This window comes from Pseudomonas sp. 5Vm1k (assembly GCF_056161485.1).
The window spans coordinates 34,202-50,283 of record NZ_JBSPCZ010000004.1; the positions used below are offsets into that span (position 1 = coordinate 34,202).

Genomic DNA, 16,082 nt, shown 5'->3' on the forward strand with positions numbered 1-16,082 from the left:
TGTGGGAGCGGGCTTGCTCGCGAAGGCGGTGTATCAGGCAATATTTATGTCGACTGACACACCGCTTTCGCGAGCAAGCCCGCTCCCACAGGGATTGTGCAGGGATCAGCGTTCGATGATGGCGGTGACACCTTGACCGCCCGCCGCGCAGATAGAGATCAACCCTCTGCCCTTGCCCGCCGCGTCCAGCAGCTTCGCCAGATTGGCGACGATGCGCCCACCGGTCGCAGCAAACGGGTGCCCAGCCGCCAGTGAACTGCCCTTGACGTTGAGTCGGCTGCGGTCGATGGAGCCCAGCGGTGCGTCAAGGCCGAGGCGGGTTTTGCAGTACTCAGGATCTTCCCAGGCCTTCAACGTGCACAGCACTTGTGCGGCGAAGGCTTCGTGAATTTCGTAGTAGTCAAAGTCCTGCAAGGTCAGTCCATTGCGCGCCAGCAAGCGTGGTACGGCATACACCGGCGCCATCAGCAGCCCTTCGGCACCGTTGACGAAGTCCACCGCCGCCGCTTCGCCATCGCGCAAATAGGCGAGGATCGGCAAGCCGCGTTCCTTGGCCCATTCTTCACTGCCCAGCAACACCAGCGATGCGCCGTCGGTGAGTGGCGTGGAGTTGCCCGCGGTCATGGTGCCTTTGGCGCTTTTCTCGAACGCCGGTTTGAGCGAGGCGAGTTTTTCCAGGGTCAGGTCCGGGCGCAGGTTGTTGTCGCGGGTCAGGCCGAGGAACGGTGTGATCAAGTCGTTGTGCCAACCTTCGGTGTAGGAAGCGGCCAGTTTCTGATGGCTTTCGAGGGCTAGTTGATCCTGTTCGGCGCGGGGGATATTCCAGGTCTGGGCCATCAACTCGCAGTGCTGCCCCATGGACAGACCGGTACGCGGCTCGCCGTTGCGCGGAAATTCGGGGATCAAGTGGCGCGGCCGCAACTGCAGGAAAGTTTTCAGTTTGTCGCCGGTGGTCTTGGCGCGGTTGGCTTCCAGGAGGATTTTGCGCAGGCCTTCACTGACGCCAATCGGCGCGTCGGAGGTGGTATCGACACCGCCGGCAATCCCGCACTCGATCTGGCCCAAGGCAATTTTGTTGGCGACCAGCAGCGCTGCTTCCAGACCTGTACCGCACGCTTGCTGGATGTCGTAGGCCGGGGTGGTCGGCGACAGCCGCGAGCCGAGCACGCATTCGCGGGTCAGGTTGAAATCCCGAGACAGCTTGATGACCGCCCCCGCCGCCACTTCGCCCATGCGCAAACCGTGCAGGTTGAAGCGTTCGATCAAGCCTTCGAGCGCTGCGGTGAGCATCGCCTGATTACTGGCGGTGGCGTACGGCCCGTTGGAACGGGCGAAAGGGATACGGTTACCGCCAATGATCGCGACGCGGCGCAGCTGAGTCATGAAAAGCTCCTTCTAAAAATTATTTGTGAATGCGATCCCCTGTGGGAGCGGGCTTGCTCGCGAAAGCGGTGGGTCAGTCAACAAAGATGTTGAATGTGCTGGCCCCTTCGCGAGCAAGCCCGCTCCCACAGGGTCTGTGTTTTCCTGAAATCCCTGCTACACATCAATCACCTGTGTTCAAGCGTAGGCCTAATCTCGTGAATCGAACGACTGATCGCCATTCGTGGTCCACACTTTGAACCCCAGCTGCCGGAGAGCGTTCCATGTCAGACCGTTATATCGACTTCGCGAATTCGTCCATCGGCCACCGTCTGGTCGGGGCCTTGGGCCTGCCGTCGCCGGTGCGTCTGGAACGCTGGCAGGCCGGACGCCTGCGACCGGTAGAAGGCGCACTGCTGATTGGCGGCGGACCGCTGGCAGAAAATGTCAGCGTCTTTGCCAACCGCCTGACCGACGCGATTTACAGCTACGGCGCCGAGCCATCCCTGGCCACCCCGTGGATTCCCGGCCATGGTCCGAAACTCAAGGCCGTGGTGTTTGATGCCAGCCATTTGGTGCAAACCGACCAACTCAAACAGCTGCGCGAGTTCTTTCAGCCATTGATGAAAAACCTCGATAGCAGCGCGCACCTGGTGATTCTGGGACGGCCGCCGGAAAGCCTCAGCGACCCAATCGCCGCCAGCGTCCAGCGTGCCCTGGAAGGCTTCAGCCGTTCGCTCGCCAAAGAGCTGCGCAGCGGCGGCACCTTGCAGTTGATCCATGTCGGCGAAGGCGCCGAGGATCAACTGGAAGGGCCGCTGAGGTTTTTCCTCTCGCCCAAAAGCGCCTTCGTGTCTGGACAGGTCATTCGTTTGCAGGCCTGCGATACGCCGGTTCAGGACTGGACTCGGCCACTGTCCGGGCGCAAGGCGTTGATCACCGGCGCGGCGCGGGGCATCGGCGCATCCATCGCCGAAACCTTGGCCCGGGATGGTGCCGAGGTGATCCTGCTTGATGTACCGCCGGCCAAGGCCGATCTCGAAGCCCTCACCGCACGCCTCGGCGGGCAAAGCATCACGCTGGATATTTGCGCTGAAGATGCGGCTGCGCAGTTGATTGAACATCTGCCCGACGGCATCGACATCGTGGTTCACAACGCCGGCATCACCCGCGATAAAACCCTGGCCAACATGACGCCGGAATTCTGGGACGCGGTGCTGGCGGTCAACCTCAATGCACCGCAAGTGCTGACCAAGGCCCTGCTCGACGCCGGCAGCCTGCGCGATAACGGACGGGTGATTCTGCTTGCCTCCATCAGTGGCATTGCCGGCAATCGCGGGCAAACCAACTACGCCGCGAGCAAGGCCGGGCTGATCGGTCTGGCCCAGGCTTGGGCGCCGCTGCTGCATGAGCGGGGCATCAGCATCAACGCCGTGGCGCCAGGCTTTATCGAAACCCAGATGACCGCGCACATACCATTCGGCCTGCGTGAAGCCGGGCGCCGCATGAGCTCCCTGGGTCAGGGCGGCTTGCCACAGGACGTCGCCGAAGCGGTGGCCTGGCTGGCACAGCCGGGCACCGGCGCGTTCACCGGGCAAGCGTTGCGAGTGTGTGGGCAAAGTGTCTTGGGGGCGTAAAGATGATCATCGACTGGCACACACTCAACCGCGAACCGAGCCTGCCCGGGTTGTACTTGCGGGCGGCCACGCGCCGGAAAATCACCGGCACTGTGCTGCCCGACACGGGTTTGCATTGCTGGCTCGATGTCGAGCCGAAACGCCTGGCAGCCTATCGCAAGGTCTGCGGTTTTGCCGATAACGGGTTGCTGCCGCCGACGTATCCACACATTCTGGCGTTTGCCTTGCAGATGCAATTGCTCACCGACAAGGCGTTTCCGTTCCCGTTGCTGGGGTTGATTCACTTGAGCAATCGCATTCGAGTGCTGCGGCCCATGGGCGGTGTGCATCGCGCGCGGGTCAGCGTGCAAGTGCAGAACCTGCAACCCCACGCCAAGGGCGCAACATTCGATCTGGTCACGACCCTGGATGATCAACTGGGAACGCTGTGGGAAGCGCAAAGCCAGATGCTGTGTCGCGGGGTCAAACTCGATGGCGAGCCGCTTGAAGAGGTTTTGACACCGACACTGGCCCTGACCGAAGTGACACGCTGGAAAGCCCCTGCGGACATTGGCCGGCAGTACGCCAAGGTGTCCGGGGATTACAACCCGATTCACCTGAGTGCGGCCAGCGCCAAGCTGTTCGGTTTTCCTACGGCGATTGCCCATGGACTGTGGAACAAGGCCCGGACGTTGGCGGCGCTGGCAGATCATCTGCCGACGGCGAACATCGAGATTGCAGTGCAGTTTCGCAAACCGGTGCGCTTGCCCAGTGAGGTGACGTTGCTCGCCAGTGCGGCGGCGTCCAGCGGCGATCTGCAATTGGTCGGTGCCGGGGAGCTGGAGCATATGGTGGGGCATTGGCGGCCTGTCGCCTGACAGTCAAAAGATCGCAGCCTGCGGCGGCTCCTACAGGGGATTGTGTTCAACCGTGATATCACGGCGCACGCCGAACCTGTAGGAGCCGCAGCAGGCTGCGATCTTTTCGGGCCTGAAAACATGATTAATTGTGTATATAACTTAAGTTTCCTTCCCCGGGTTACACGCCCGCTTAAAAACACGTTCCATTGATTTAAAACGAATTCCCCGCAAAAAAATCATCCGACTTATACCCAAGGCATTAGTCCTTAGGCCGCATCCGCTCGCACCTATATAAAGGGGTTAATACCAACTTGAGAATGGCCTGAAAGCGCCTCTGGGATTGTGATGTGCACAACGGACGAAGGCATTGCCGGCGACAGAATCGGCAAGCCATCGAAGACAACGAACGTTGTAACAGGTGCAAGGAATCACTCTCATGAACACTCAAGTGTGGTGCAAATCGGCAACAGCATTGGCGTTGATCCTGTCCCTCGGCCTCGCGGGTTGCAGCAGTGGCGGTGGCGGTCATCACAGCACTTCCGGCAGTTCATCCGACGGTGCTGCCGGTGCAGCGGGTACGGGTGGCGGAACGGCCGGCAGCGGTGGCACCGATGGTACTGGCGGCGGGACTGCCGGAACCGGTGGCTCCGATGGTACTGCCGGCGGTACGGCCGGAACGGGAGGCACCGGTGGTACTGGCGGCGGCACGGCTGGAACCGGTGGCACTGGCGGCACGGGTGGAGGAACTGGCGGCACCGGTGGTACCGGCACTGGTGGTACTGGCGGCACGGGTGGCACGGGCGGTACAACCTCTCCCGCCGCGCTGATCACCAGCAACGTGGTCACGGATCTGGGTAAAACCGTTAGTGGCGTGGGCGATGGTGTCAGCGGTATCGGCAATTCTTTATCGACGGTTCCGGTCGTAGGTGGCGTTGTGCAAAGCGCCGTCAGCACCACCAGTAATGTCGTTGACAGCATCGGCGACGGGCTGAACGATGGCCTCGGCAAACTCGGCACCGACCCAAAGGCCCTGAGTAAAACCACCGCCATCGTCGGCAACGTAGTGTCTGACGCGGGCGACGGGGTGACCGCCATCAGCGGCAAACTGGCAACGGCCACCAACAGCATTCCACTGGTCGGTGGCGTCGTCAGCAAAGTCACCCCGGTACTTGGAGGTGTCGGTGAAAGAGTCACCATGCTCGGTGATACCTTGAACATTGCGACCGGCACCGACACCCTGGGGACCGCCACCAATGACATCGGTAATAAGGTTCTGGTGCCGGTGGTCACTCTGGCGGAAGGCCTGACCGGCAAAGTCGGCAGCACCACTGGCCTGGGTAATCCCGCCGATGGCCTGGTCAGCAACGTCGGCAAGGCTGTCGGCGGGCTCGGCAGCAAAGTGACGGCGGCCGGCGATGGCAACGCAGTGACCAACACCTTGGGCGGCGCGCTGACTAACCTTGGCACCACCGCCGGCACAGCGGGCGGACTGGCCGCGAACTCGGGTTCGGGTTCGGGTGGCCTAGGCGGTTTGGGCAGCAGCGGATTACTGCAAACAGTCGGTGGTGCCGTGGCTAATGTCGGCGGCGGATTGAACGCTGGCAACACCAATTCGGCCGTCAGTGCCGGTGGTGTGAACCTGGGCGCGATAGGCGGCACGGTCGCTTCGATTGGCGGCGCACTGGGTGGTTCGAGCGCTCCCAGCCTGACCCCCACCGCGCCTCTGGCCAGCGCAGGTGGCACGCTCGGCACCGCGTTGAATCCAGTCACCAGCAACGTCAGTAGCCTCACGCAACAAGTAGGAGGTGCCACGGGGCTCGGCGCACCGGTCAACGGCCTGGTCACTCAGGTTGGCGGAGCCGTCGGCAATGTCGGCAATACCATCGCCGCTGCCGCCCCCAACACGGTGGTAGCAGCCGTCGGCAACACGGTCACGACCGTCGGCGCCACTGTCGGCGCAGTCGGTGGACTGGTCAGCAATGGCACCACTGGCACTGGCACAACGGGTGGTCTCGGCGGACTGCTGGGAGGCCTGGCCGGCAACAAACGCTGAATTGCACCTGGCCGATTCGACGGCCGAATCTACAGCGCCTACGCTTGGTTGGAGGCGGAAGATTCACAGGAGTCTTCCGCTTTTTCTTTTGGAGCATGACACCTCGCGGTTCCGGTTCAGTCAGCTGACGAGCCTCGGGTTGTTGCGATATGACCATGGAGTGTCCTATGCGCGTTATGGCTTCCCTGCTGTTGATGACCGTCAGTTCTTTCGCACTCGCCGACACCCTCCCCAGCTTTCTCAACAGTAACGAAACCATCCGTAACCTCCCCGTACCGAACCTGCCCGCCGACGCTTACCGCCCGACAGCGGCGCCGTTGCAAGTGCCCGAGCCCGGCGCGACCCAGGCCCAGCCGTTGATGATGGGCACTAAAGTGACCATCAAAAATGTGCAGATCGAAGGTGGGACGATTTATCCGCTCAACCAACTGGCGGCGCTCTACCAACCGCTGCTCGGCCATGAAATCAGTCTCGCCGACTTGATCGAAGCCACTCGAGGCATCACCCGCCGTTATCAACAGGACGGCTACTTGTTGTCCTACGCCTTTCTGCCGCAACAGGATTTCAGCAAAGGCGTGGCGCGCGTGGTGCTGGTGGAGGGTTACATCAAGGATTACCAATTGCAGGGCGACCTGGGACGGGTCAAGGGCTTGCTGGACAAACTGGTGGCCAAACTCCAGGCCGAACGACCGCTGACCCGCAAGACCTTCGAGCGCTACACCACGTTGATGACCCGCATCCCCGGCGTGACCGTGCAAGCACAAGTGCCGCCGCCGGGCACCACCGACGGCGCGGCGTACCTGGCGGTACAGGCCAGTCGAAAACCGTTCACCAGCAGCCTGAGCACCACCGAAGACAACCGCAACGGCACCCAGGCTTTGCTCGGAGTCAGCAGCAATTCCCAGACGGCCATGGGCGAACAGTTGAGTCTTAGCGGGTTATTTCCCCCGGGGCATGACGACGAGCATTACTACCGCCTGGACTACAACCAGTTCCTCAATGCCGAAGGCACACAACTGAGTCTGTCCGCCTCACGCTACCGTGCCGACCCCGGCACCAATGTGCTGCTCGACAATGGTCTGGAGCTCAAGCCGCACCGTGAAAACGATCGCTACTCCATCGGCTTCAGTCACCCGCTGATTGCCTCGCCGAATGAACAACTCAGCGCCGGTGCGCGGCTGTATGCGGTCAACGACAAAACCCGCTACGAGGTGATCGACGACCCGCGCAGTGTCGAAGTCCGCACCGACATTCGCGCCCTCGCCTTCGAAAGCGACTGGCGCAAGGCCGACGCCAGGCAGCTGCGGATTCTCAGTGGCGGGATGTATCAAGGTGTCGATGGCATGGGGGCGAAAACCAACGCCGATGTGGACCTGAATTTCTTCCGCGTGCGGTTATCGGGGGTGCAGAGCGACAAGTTCTTCGACAACTGGCAAGGCGTACTTTCGGGCGCGCTGTACTGGAGCGACGACACCCTGCCCGACAGCGAACGCGCAGTGTTTGGCGGGCAGAATTTCGGCCGCGGCTACCCCGACGACCAGGCGTCCGGCGACAAGGGTTGGGGGGTGGCGTATGAGGTGAACTACAGCTTCAACCGCGACGGCAACTGGGTGCGGGTGCTGCAACCGTATGTGGTGCTGGACCGCTCCAAGACCTGGTTCAACCAGTTGCCGGTGCAAGGCAACAACTTGTCTTCGGCGGCGGTGGGGCTGAGGTTTGGCGATGCCAAGTACTACAACGTCGCGCTGGAAGCGGCCAAGCCGATGTCGGATGAAGCGCTGGATACGTTCAACCGACGGCCGCGGTATAGCATCAGTTTCAGTTATCAATTGTAGGGTGGTGGCGGCCAGGACGCCTTCGCGAGCAGGCTCGCTCCCACTGGGGAAATGGGGTGTTCGCGGTAATCGTTCTCGCCGCCGATCAGTATGGGAGCGAGCCTGCTCGCGAAAGCGGTGTGCCAGTCAACATATCAGCCGGGGAATCACCCACCAATCGCCGCTGGCAGCGGAAACAGATTGTTCAACGTCTCCAGCAACCGCACGTGGTAGATCGGCTTGCGAAACAGATCGAGCACCTGCAAGCGCAGCATGTCGCTGACGTCCTCCATGTCCGCATGCCCGGACGTCACGATCACCGGCAGATGCTGGCGCGAGGTGTGTTCGCGCAAGCGTTTGATCAGCGACATGCCGCTCTCCTCCGGCATGCGCAGGTCAGTGATCACCAGGGCGATATCAGGGTTGCGCGTCAGATGATGCAGGGCGAGCTTGACCGAGGTGGCCGTAAAACAAGTGAAGCCCTCGCCCTCCAGCAATTCCGCCAGCTCCAGCAACGCATCCTCTTCGTCGTCAACCAGCAGCAACTGTTGGCGTGGGGGAGAAGCGTTCATAAGGCGATACCTGCTGTGGACTAAGCGCTGACGTTAGAAGCCCTTTGGCAGATTGGCAAGTTGCAGACTGTTCGCATCAACGTCATTCAGAGTGCACCCTGAATGGTGGTGAACATGGTCGTAACGGCCGTTTTGATCGGCGACACAAATGCCGCCAGGGCCACCGCTACCATGCCGGCAATGATTGCGTACTCGATCCCCGAAGCCCCTTCGGTGTCTTTGACCAGATTTACATAGAACGAAATTTCGGACTTGATCTTCTGAGCAGTTACTTTGAAGGACATGGCATTTCTCCTGATGACTGCGGGTGTTGCCGGGTCGCAACATGGTTCCCCTATGCCAGCATCAGCATTGTTGGCAAAGGCATTACCATCAACTGTAAAAACGAATTAACACTTAAGTATTAAGTTTCCAACTAACGCCAAAGAACCAGATTTGGCGCTTTAGCTCCCTACTTTCGCCGGATATTTACGGCGCGCTAATGGCATTTTGATTTACCTGCGCTACCGTCAAATAGCGAAATAGTAGATGTTCATAGCGGCCTGATTGCGACGTTGTCCTCGTTGGAAGTAGCGAGTCATCAAGCAGCGGGAAAGGGAGAGCCTTGATGAACAGTCGCTTCACCATGGGGTTGGCGGGAGTGTTTCTGGTAGGCGCCATTATTGCCGGCTACTGGGGGCTTGTACTCGGCCGTCAAGCGGACCCCGAGCCCGTCGCACAACCCGTCGTTGCCAGTGCGCCGGTCCCGGCACCTACGCCGGTGGATGACCCGACACGCGAACCGGTCGTGGTGCTCCTGCATGACGTCGCGCCGTTTGTGCAGATCACCGCCGCCGACGTATCCCTGGAAAAACTCCGTACTGCACCGGCCGGCAGCCTGAGCCGTCTCGATCAGGCGATTGGCCGTGCGTCCTGGCGTGCCCTAAGCGCCGGGACCTGGCTCAACGATGAGAGCTTCGAAGCTGGTGGCGCGCTGGCGCGGATGATCCGTCCCGATGAGCGCGCGCTAGCCGTGGCCGTGGACGAAGTGATCAGTGCCGGCGGCCAGTTGAGCCCCGGCGACTATGTCGATGTCCTGTTGTTTTTGCGCACCGACGTTAACAACCCTCAGCAATCGGCCCAGGTCGTGGTGCCGGCATTGCGGGTCTTGGGGGTCGGCGAACAACTGGGCATGACCAACGACGGTCAACCCGCCAGCCCTGCGCGCAGTAACGAGGAAAAACTCAAGCAGGACCAACTGCGCGCCAACGCTCGGACGGTGCTGCTCGCGGTGCCCGAACCTCTGCTGAGTCGCTTGATGCTCGCCGCCCAGGCCGGGGTGTTGCGCCTGGCGGTGCGCAGCGCCGAAGAAAAACGCCTGGCCCATTACTGGGCCGGTCAAAACGATTCGTCGTTCAACCTCGCCAGCGCCAACCGCGAGTTGATCCAGTTCAACCAACTGGCGATGACGCCACCGCCAAAACCACTCGCCACCGCCAGCCGTGCCACACCGCGCACGCCAAGCGTAGAAGTCATTCGCGGCAATGAAATCACCCAACAAACTCCCTGAGTCGAGCAAGGACGCATTTCTATGCGCAGACGTTCCATGCCCATGTTCCAAGGCCTGCTCTGGGCCTCCTTGCTAAGCGGCCTGCCCCTGACGGCGGCCATCGCGGCCGTTGGCAATTGCGCCGCACTCGGTCCATTGCCGGCGGTGCTGGAAGTCGGTGAAGGGTTGCAACAAGAACTGCAATCTCCCGTGGCGATCACCCGGCTGGCGGTGGGCGACCCGAAAGTCGCCGACGTGCGAGTCAACGGCAACCAGGCCTTTCTGGTCACCGGCATGGCCCCCGGCGCCACCAGCCTGATGGTCTGGACGTCATGCGCCAGTGCGCCGCGTCAGAGCATGGTGTTCGTACAAGGCAAGGCCAGCGCCGCGATGACCAGCGCCACCCGACTCCCGTCCGACGACCCGCTGCTGCCGTCGCAAGTACAGACCGACATTCGTTTCGTCGAAGTCAGCCGCACCAAATTGAAGGAGGCTGGCACCTCGATTTACGGCAAGAACTCGAACTTTCTGTTCGGTTCTCCCGGCACGGTGCCCAACACCGCCGTGACACCCCGAGTGCTACCGCTGCGCAACCTCGACCCGCGCATCGCCGTGCCAAGCATTCCTCTGGCCAACGATATGTTCAACATCGTTGCCGGCGGCGGTAACTTCCTCGCCATCATCAACGCCATGGAAGGCAGCGGCTTTGCCTACACGCTGGCGCGACCGAGCCTGGTGGCGATCAGCGGGCAGAGTGCGAGCTTCCTTGCCGGTGGTGAAATCCCGATCCCGGTGCCCAGCGCCAACAGCAATAGCTACTCCATCGAGTACAAGGAGTTCGGCATCCGCCTGACCCTGACTCCGACCGTGGTCAGCAGCGATCGCATCGCCCTCAAGGTGGCACCGGAGGTCAGCGAACTGGACTACAACAACGGCGTCACCATCGGCGGCACCACCGTCCCGGCCTTTACCATTCGCCGCACCGACACCAGCATTTCCCTGGCCGATGGCGAAAGCTTTGTCATCAGCGGATTGATCAGTACCCAGAACTCTTCCCAAGTGGACAAGTTTCCCGGTTTGGGCGACATCCCGGTCATCGGCGCGTTCTTTCGCAACTCTTCGATCAAACGCGAAGAGCGCGAACTGCTGATGATTGTCACCCCGCACCTGGTACAGCCGTTGGCAGCCAATGCCCAACTGCCGTCACTGCCCGGTGAAAAACTGCGCAACTACGACCCTAACTGGTATCGCCTGTATTTCCTCGAAAACGGCAATTTCGATAAGCGCAGCGGGTTATCGCAATGAGCCAGAATCTGAGTCAAACCTTCCTTGCGATCACGCGTAACAGCACTGACCTTGAATGGTTGCAAGGCGCGCTGGCGCCGCTGGGCCAAGTCGTCAGCGCCGGCGGCGGCAGCCTCGACGAATTGCTCGCGCTGGTGGACGTGACCTTCGCCAGCCTGGTGTTCGTAGGCCTGGACCGTGAACACGTGGTGGCCCAGAGCGCGCTGATCGAAGGGGCTCTGGAAGCCAAGCCGATGCTGGCGATTGTCGCGCTGGGCGACGGCATGGACAACCAACTCGTGCTCAACGCGATGCGTGCCGGGGCACGGGACTTTGTCGCCTATGGTTCGCGCTCCAGTGAAGTCGCCGGACTGGTGCGGCGCCTGAGCAAACGCTTGCCGCCGGTGGCGCCGAATACGCAACTGGGCGGCCTCACCGTGTTGTATGGCACCCAGAGCAATGGCGACGGCGCACTGCTGGCCAATCACTTGGCGCTGGTGGTGCAAAAGAGCGGACAACAAACCTTGTTGCTGGACCTCGGTCTGCCCCGTGGCGACAGCCTGGCGTTGCTGGGGCTGGAGAGTTCGTTTCACTTCGGCGACGCCTTGCGGCATTTGCGTCGTCTTGACGCGACGCTGATCGACAGCGCCTTCACCAGTGCCGAAGCCGGGCTGCGCATCCTCGCCTACGCCAGCACAGACGAACCACTGGAACACACCAGCGCCGCCGAGTTGTACATGCTGCTCAGCGCCTTGCGCCAACACTTCCAGCACATCGTCGTGAACCTCACCGGCCAGCCGGATAGCGAAGCCCTGCGCACCTTTGTCAGCCACTGCGACAAGTTGCTGTGGTACACCGACCAGAACGTGCTCGACTGCCGCCGCAACCTGGCGGTGATCAATCTGTGGCGCGAAAAAGGCATGAAGCTCGACCACGCGCGGCTGCTGGTAGACAGCTACCTGCGCAACGTCGCCCCGGACTCCGACACCCTGGGCAAGAGCTTCGGCCTGGAGGTCATTGCCGTCCTCGCTTACAGCCCGGAAGTGCGACTCAACGCCAAGAACCAGGGTGTGACCCTGTTCGAACTGGCCCCGCGCGAAGTCCTCACCCAAAGTCTGCGCACCCTCGGCGAACGCCTGGCCAAACGCTCCGAAGGCCTGGCCAAACCCAAGGCCGGCTGGTTCAACCGCCTGAGGGGAACACCATGACCGGCGAAAAACTCTTCGGCGCACCGCAACGCGGGCCTGCCGGCAACAGCGATCATGAAGGCCTGAAACTGGTACTGCACCGCTACATCATCGACGCCATTGAAGAGTCCGGGAAAAACCTGCTGGAAGGTTCGCGGCAAGTCCTGTCGCAGTTCGTTATCGACAAAGTCGCCGAGTACATCGCCCGCCTGCACCTGGCGATTTCCCGTTATGAAATGGAGCGCCTGGCCGAAGAAATCGTCGACGAACTCACCGGGTTCGGTCCGCTGGAAGTGCTGCTGCGCGACCCGGCGGTGACCGAGATTCTGGTCAATGGTCCGCACCGGGTGTTCATCGAACGCGAGGGCGTGTTGCATCAAAGCGATCTGCGTTTCATCGACGCCCACCACGTCGAACGGGTGATGCAACGAATCCTCGCGCCGCTCGGCAGACGGCTCGATGAGTCATCACCGATGGTCGATGCGCGGCTGCCCGATGGCAGTCGGGTCAACGCGATCATTCCGCCGATTGCCCTTGATGGCCCGTGCCTGTCGATTCGGAAGTTTCGCAAAGACATGTTCAAAAGCAACGACCTGATGGCGATGCAAACCATCGATCAAGCGATCTTCGATTTCTTTCAGGAGGCGGTGGGCAAGCGCTGCAACATCCTGATCAGCGGCGGCACCGGCACGGGCAAAACCACGCTGCTGAATATGCTCAGTCAGTTGATCAACCCCCACGAGCGACTGGTCACTATCGAAGATGTGGCGGAATTACAGCTGGGCCACCCCCATGTGGTTCGCCTGGAAACCCGTCCGCCGAATGCCGAAGGCCACGGTGAAGTGAAGTCCAGCGATTTGATCCGCAACGCCCTGCGGATGCGTCCGGACCGGATCATCCTCGGTGAAATTCGCGGCGTGGAAGTGCTTGATGTGCTCACCGCCATGAACACCGGTCACGACGGTTCCATGAGCACCGTACACGCCAACAACGCCCAGGATGCACTGTTGCGGCTGGAGACCCTGGTGGGCCTGACCGGCCGCACCATCGCCGAACGCACCTTGCGACAAATGATCTGTGCGGCGCTGGACGTGGTGATCCAGTTGACCCGCATGCCCGATGGCCGGCGGTGTGTCAGCGAGGTCGTGGAGGTGGTCGGCGTGCGGGACGATATCTACGTGACCAACACATTGTTCCGGCTCGACCGGCGTACCGGTTTCGGTTTTTTGCGCGAGGCGGTCAACCCCGCTGGCGACAAACTGCGCCACGAAACGGCGCTTATTCCGTTTGCACACTGAGGGCCACGGCATGCTCAAGACGCTGCTGCTCATCCTCGTTTGCCTGACGTTGCTTGGGCTATCGGCGCGGCTGTTCTATCGCGGATTACGCCAGACCGGCACCGAACGAGTGATCGGTCGCCTGACCCAGGGCCAACCGGAACTGGCCGTTCAAAAGCCCTCGTGGGCCGGCCTGGAGCGCGCCTTTTTGCGCGCAGGCCTCGGGCGCCCTACTGAGCGCCTCAACGTGGGGTTGCTGCTATGGGCCTTGAGCGTCGTGCTGGGATTCATGTTCGCTGGCTGGCTCGGTTTGCTGGTCTTTCTAGTGTTGCCACCGCTGCTCCTGCGGCTTTACGTCAGTTGGCGCTACCAGCGCCGGCTCAAGCGCATGATCGAACAGCTGCCGCAGTTGCTCGACCACACGGTGCGCAGCCTGAAATCCGGACGGACCCTGGCCGACGCCGTGCTCGGTGGCATCGACGCCGCCGAAGACCCGCTGAAAAATGCCATGGGGCGGGTCCAGCGCAACGTGCAGTTAGGCGTGAGCCTGCCGGATGCTGCATCGGACCTGGCCGAGCTGTACGAGAAGGATGAACTGCGCCTGTTCGCCCTCGGCCTGAAGGTCAATCACCGCTACGGCGGCAACGCCAGCGAACTGCTGGAGAACCTGATCAAGATGATTCGCGAACGCGACCAGGCCGCCCGTCAGCTCAGCGCCATGACCGGCGAAACCCGCGTGACGGCGGCGGTCCTTGCCGGGTTGCCGGTCTGCCTGGCTGGCTACTTCCTGATGTCCAACCCGCAATACCTGCTCGCCATGTGGCACGACAGCTCGGGGCAGATCATGCTCGCGGCCGCGTTCGGTTTGCAGGTGGTGGGTTGTCTGGCGCTGTGGCGCATGTTGCGCAGCCTATGAAGATCCCGTTGCTGATCAGCGCATTGCTGTTCCTCACGGCCGCCGTGTTGTTGTTCGCGGGCCTCCTGGACCAAAAACGGCGGGTGCGCCAGGTAACTCTGCGGCTGGATGGAAAGGCGTCGAACAACTTCCGTTTCGGCCGCTGGCTGCAAGTGCTGGGCAGCAGCCGGATCGGTCAGCACTCAGTCAAAATGGACAATGAAACCCAAGTGCTGCTCAACCGACTGGGCTGGCGCAGCGCGCGCCGACGGTCATTGTTCGCTGCCTTCCAGGTCGGCGTACCGGTAATGGCACTGGCCGTGACGCTGTTGGTCCAGGGCGTATTTTTTCCACATTTGGACAACCACTGGATCGCCCCGGCGTTCGCCACCGGCATCGGTTATTTGCTGCCCAAACGCTTGTTGGTCGCTGCCGCGCAACGCCGGCAAAAACAACTGGCGACTGAGATTTCCACTTTCATTCCACTGCTGCGCATCCTGTTTGAGTCGGGCATGGCGGTGGAGCAAGCACTGCGGGTATTGAGCCTCGAGGGCCAACAATTGCTTCCGGCCCTGACGCATGAATTGCGTCTGGTGCTGGCCCGGGTCGATTCCGGCCTGGAGTTGGGCGAGGAACTGAACAAGGCCAGCCGCTTGCTGGCGGTGGACGAGTTCACCGACACCTGCGTGATCCTTCAGCAGTTGATCCACCAGGGCGGCGGCGCGATGAAATCCCTGCTGGCGCTCAAGCTGCTGCTCGATGACCGGCGCCTGACGCGCTTGCAGGAATACATCTCCAAGATGTCCGCCAAAATGTCCGTCGTGATGATGTTGTTCCTCTTCCCGGCGTTATTGATCGTGCTGGCCGGCCCAGGCTTCACCGCCCTGGCCCGGGCCTTTGCTTCGTAGAGGGAATGTGATGAAAGCAATGATTGCCGGTTTGAGTCTGCTGTTGCTCGGTGGCTGCGCGAGCAATGGCCAGGCCCCGTGGAGCGCGCTGACCAACACAGCCAGTTGCAGCAAGCCAAGCTCCGATCAACAGCTGTCGCTGAACCTGGCCGACGACATGGCCAACGACGGCAAACTGCACGCCAGCCTGGCCAACCTGCAAAACCTGCCCGACAACCTGGCCGACGTGCGTTTACGCAAGGCCAAGGTCTATCGACTCTTGGGCCGCAGCGAAGCCGAGCCGTTGTACCGCAGCCTGCTCGGCAGTTGCATGGCGGCCGAAGCCGAACATGGCCTGGGCCAACTCGCCGCCGCCAATGGCGACAACGGCCAGGCCCAGGCCCACTTGCAACGCGCTGCACGCCTGGCGCCTACCGACGAAAAAATCCGCAACGACCTGGGCGTGGTCTACCTCAACCAACTGCGAGTCGAAGACGCCAAATTTGAATTCCTGACTGCCATGGAACTCAAGCAGAGCGACCAATTGGCGGCGGTGAACCTGGTGACATTGCTGATCTACCAGGACGACTGGAGCCGCGCCGCCGAACTGGTCAGCCGCGTCGGCCTGAGCCCGGCGCAAGTCACAGAGGCCCAGGCCCGTGCCATCAAACTCAAAGCCCCGGGCAAGACGACTCCCACCGTCGCCGCCCAAGTGGCCACCGTCACCGCATCGAACATCCAATAGGC

14 protein-coding genes are annotated in these 16,082 nt (G+C 61.6%); 11 read left to right on the forward strand and 3 right to left on the reverse strand.

Annotated features, from left to right (window positions below; genetic code table 11):
- Positions 1-105 precede the first annotated feature (105 nt).
- The gene (locus ACWIKB_RS09390; RefSeq protein WP_475266364.1) at positions 106-1,383 is read right to left on the reverse strand and encodes an acetyl-CoA C-acetyltransferase; all 1,278 of its coding nucleotides are present in this window, start codon (positions 1,381-1,383) and stop codon (positions 106-108) included.
- A gap of 263 nt (positions 1,384-1,646) precedes the next feature.
- Between ACWIKB_RS09390 and ACWIKB_RS09395 the strand changes: the two genes are divergently transcribed.
- From ACWIKB_RS09395 to ACWIKB_RS09410, 4 genes are all read left to right on the forward strand, one after another.
- Positions 1,647-2,999, forward strand: coding sequence for a 3-oxoacyl-ACP reductase (locus ACWIKB_RS09395; protein WP_475266366.1), 1,353 nt, complete (start codon positions 1,647-1,649; stop codon positions 2,997-2,999).
- Between the two features lie 2 nt (positions 3,000-3,001).
- Positions 3,002-3,856 carry a MaoC family dehydratase gene (locus ACWIKB_RS09400; protein ID WP_475266368.1) on the forward strand — a complete coding sequence of 285 codons (855 nt, stop codon included), beginning with the start codon at positions 3,002-3,004 and terminating at the stop codon, positions 3,854-3,856.
- Between the two features lie 418 nt (positions 3,857-4,274).
- Positions 4,275-5,891 (forward strand): collagen-like triple helix repeat-containing protein, encoded by a 1,617-nt coding sequence (locus ACWIKB_RS09405; RefSeq protein WP_475266370.1) that lies wholly within the window; start codon positions 4,275-4,277, stop codon positions 5,889-5,891.
- 167 nt (positions 5,892-6,058) lie between these two features.
- Positions 6,059-7,726 (forward strand): ShlB/FhaC/HecB family hemolysin secretion/activation protein, encoded by a 1,668-nt coding sequence (locus ACWIKB_RS09410; protein WP_475266372.1) that lies wholly within the window; start codon positions 6,059-6,061, stop codon positions 7,724-7,726.
- Positions 7,727-7,872: 146 nt separating this feature from the next.
- Here ACWIKB_RS09410 and ACWIKB_RS09415 read toward each other — a convergent pair whose 3' ends face one another.
- Positions 7,873-8,277: a response regulator gene (locus tag ACWIKB_RS09415; protein ID WP_475266374.1), complete on the reverse strand. Its 405-nt coding sequence runs from the start codon at positions 8,275-8,277 to the stop codon at positions 7,873-7,875.
- Between the two features lie 86 nt (positions 8,278-8,363).
- Positions 8,364-8,561: a Flp family type IVb pilin gene (locus tag ACWIKB_RS09420; protein ID WP_475266376.1), complete on the reverse strand. Its 198-nt coding sequence runs from the start codon at positions 8,559-8,561 to the stop codon at positions 8,364-8,366.
- Positions 8,562-8,884: 323 nt separating this feature from the next.
- Here ACWIKB_RS09420 and cpaB point away from each other — a divergent pair, with 323 nt between their 5' ends.
- Genes cpaB through ACWIKB_RS09455 form a run of 7 tightly spaced genes read left to right on the forward strand, consistent with a single transcriptional unit; the run spans position 8,885 to position 16,080 of the window.
- Positions 8,885-9,826 (forward strand): Flp pilus assembly protein CpaB, encoded by a 942-nt coding sequence (gene cpaB / locus ACWIKB_RS09425; protein ID WP_475266377.1) that lies wholly within the window; start codon positions 8,885-8,887, stop codon positions 9,824-9,826.
- 21 nt (positions 9,827-9,847) lie between these two features.
- Complete coding sequence (locus ACWIKB_RS09430) at positions 9,848-11,110, forward strand: type II and III secretion system protein family protein (RefSeq protein ID WP_475266379.1); 1,263 nt, start codon at positions 9,848-9,850, stop codon at positions 11,108-11,110.
- Positions 11,107-12,297, forward strand: a complete 1,191-nt coding sequence (locus ACWIKB_RS09435) for a CpaE/TadZ family protein (RefSeq protein WP_475266381.1) — start codon at positions 11,107-11,109, stop codon at positions 12,295-12,297. The genes ACWIKB_RS09430 and ACWIKB_RS09435 overlap by 4 nt, the downstream gene beginning before the upstream one ends.
- Positions 12,294-13,574, forward strand: coding sequence for a CpaF family protein (locus tag ACWIKB_RS09440; RefSeq protein ID WP_475266382.1), 1,281 nt, complete (start codon positions 12,294-12,296; stop codon positions 13,572-13,574). Before ACWIKB_RS09435 ends, ACWIKB_RS09440 begins: the two co-directional genes overlap by 4 nt.
- Positions 13,575-13,584: 10 nt before the next feature.
- Positions 13,585-14,469, forward strand: coding sequence for a type II secretion system F family protein (locus ACWIKB_RS09445; RefSeq protein WP_475266383.1), 885 nt, complete (start codon positions 13,585-13,587; stop codon positions 14,467-14,469).
- On the forward strand, positions 14,466-15,356 hold the full coding sequence (locus ACWIKB_RS09450) for a type II secretion system F family protein (RefSeq protein WP_475266384.1): 891 nt from the start codon (positions 14,466-14,468) through the stop codon (positions 15,354-15,356). The genes ACWIKB_RS09445 and ACWIKB_RS09450 overlap by 4 nt, the downstream gene beginning before the upstream one ends.
- Before the next feature lie 10 nt (positions 15,357-15,366).
- Positions 15,367-16,080, forward strand: a complete 714-nt coding sequence (locus tag ACWIKB_RS09455; protein WP_475266386.1) for a hypothetical protein — start codon at positions 15,367-15,369, stop codon at positions 16,078-16,080.
- Positions 16,081-16,082: the final 2 nt, after the last annotated feature.

What these genes read in the sequence shown, in the direction of transcription:
- ACWIKB_RS09420 (WP_475266376.1), bottom strand. Translation starts at nt 8,561, where the DNA reads ATGTCCTTCAAAGTAACTGCTCAGAAGATCAAGTCCGAAATTTCGTTC.
- ACWIKB_RS09395 (WP_475266366.1), top strand. Translation starts at nt 1,647, where the DNA reads ATGTCAGACCGTTATATCGACTTCGCGAATTCGTCCATCGGCCACCGT.
- ACWIKB_RS09405 (WP_475266370.1), top strand. Translation starts at nt 4,275, where the DNA reads ATGAACACTCAAGTGTGGTGCAAATCGGCAACAGCATTGGCGTTGATC.
- ACWIKB_RS09430 (WP_475266379.1), top strand. Translation starts at nt 9,848, where the DNA reads ATGCGCAGACGTTCCATGCCCATGTTCCAAGGCCTGCTCTGGGCCTCC.
- ACWIKB_RS09400 (WP_475266368.1), top strand. Translation starts at nt 3,002, where the DNA reads ATGATCATCGACTGGCACACACTCAACCGCGAACCGAGCCTGCCCGGG.
- ACWIKB_RS09445 (WP_475266383.1), top strand. Translation starts at nt 13,585, where the DNA reads ATGCTCAAGACGCTGCTGCTCATCCTCGTTTGCCTGACGTTGCTTGGG.
- ACWIKB_RS09435 (WP_475266381.1), top strand. Translation starts at nt 11,107, where the DNA reads ATGAGCCAGAATCTGAGTCAAACCTTCCTTGCGATCACGCGTAACAGC.
- ACWIKB_RS09415 (WP_475266374.1), bottom strand. Translation starts at nt 8,277, where the DNA reads ATGAACGCTTCTCCCCCACGCCAACAGTTGCTGCTGGTTGACGACGAA.
- ACWIKB_RS09410 (WP_475266372.1), top strand. Translation starts at nt 6,059, where the DNA reads ATGCGCGTTATGGCTTCCCTGCTGTTGATGACCGTCAGTTCTTTCGCA.
- ACWIKB_RS09390 (WP_475266364.1), bottom strand. Translation starts at nt 1,383, where the DNA reads ATGACTCAGCTGCGCCGCGTCGCGATCATTGGCGGTAACCGTATCCCT.
- ACWIKB_RS09450 (WP_475266384.1), top strand. Translation starts at nt 14,466, where the DNA reads ATGAAGATCCCGTTGCTGATCAGCGCATTGCTGTTCCTCACGGCCGCC.
- ACWIKB_RS09440 (WP_475266382.1), top strand. Translation starts at nt 12,294, where the DNA reads ATGACCGGCGAAAAACTCTTCGGCGCACCGCAACGCGGGCCTGCCGGC.
- ACWIKB_RS09455 (WP_475266386.1), top strand. Translation starts at nt 15,367, where the DNA reads ATGAAAGCAATGATTGCCGGTTTGAGTCTGCTGTTGCTCGGTGGCTGC.
- cpaB (WP_475266377.1), top strand. Translation starts at nt 8,885, where the DNA reads ATGAACAGTCGCTTCACCATGGGGTTGGCGGGAGTGTTTCTGGTAGGC.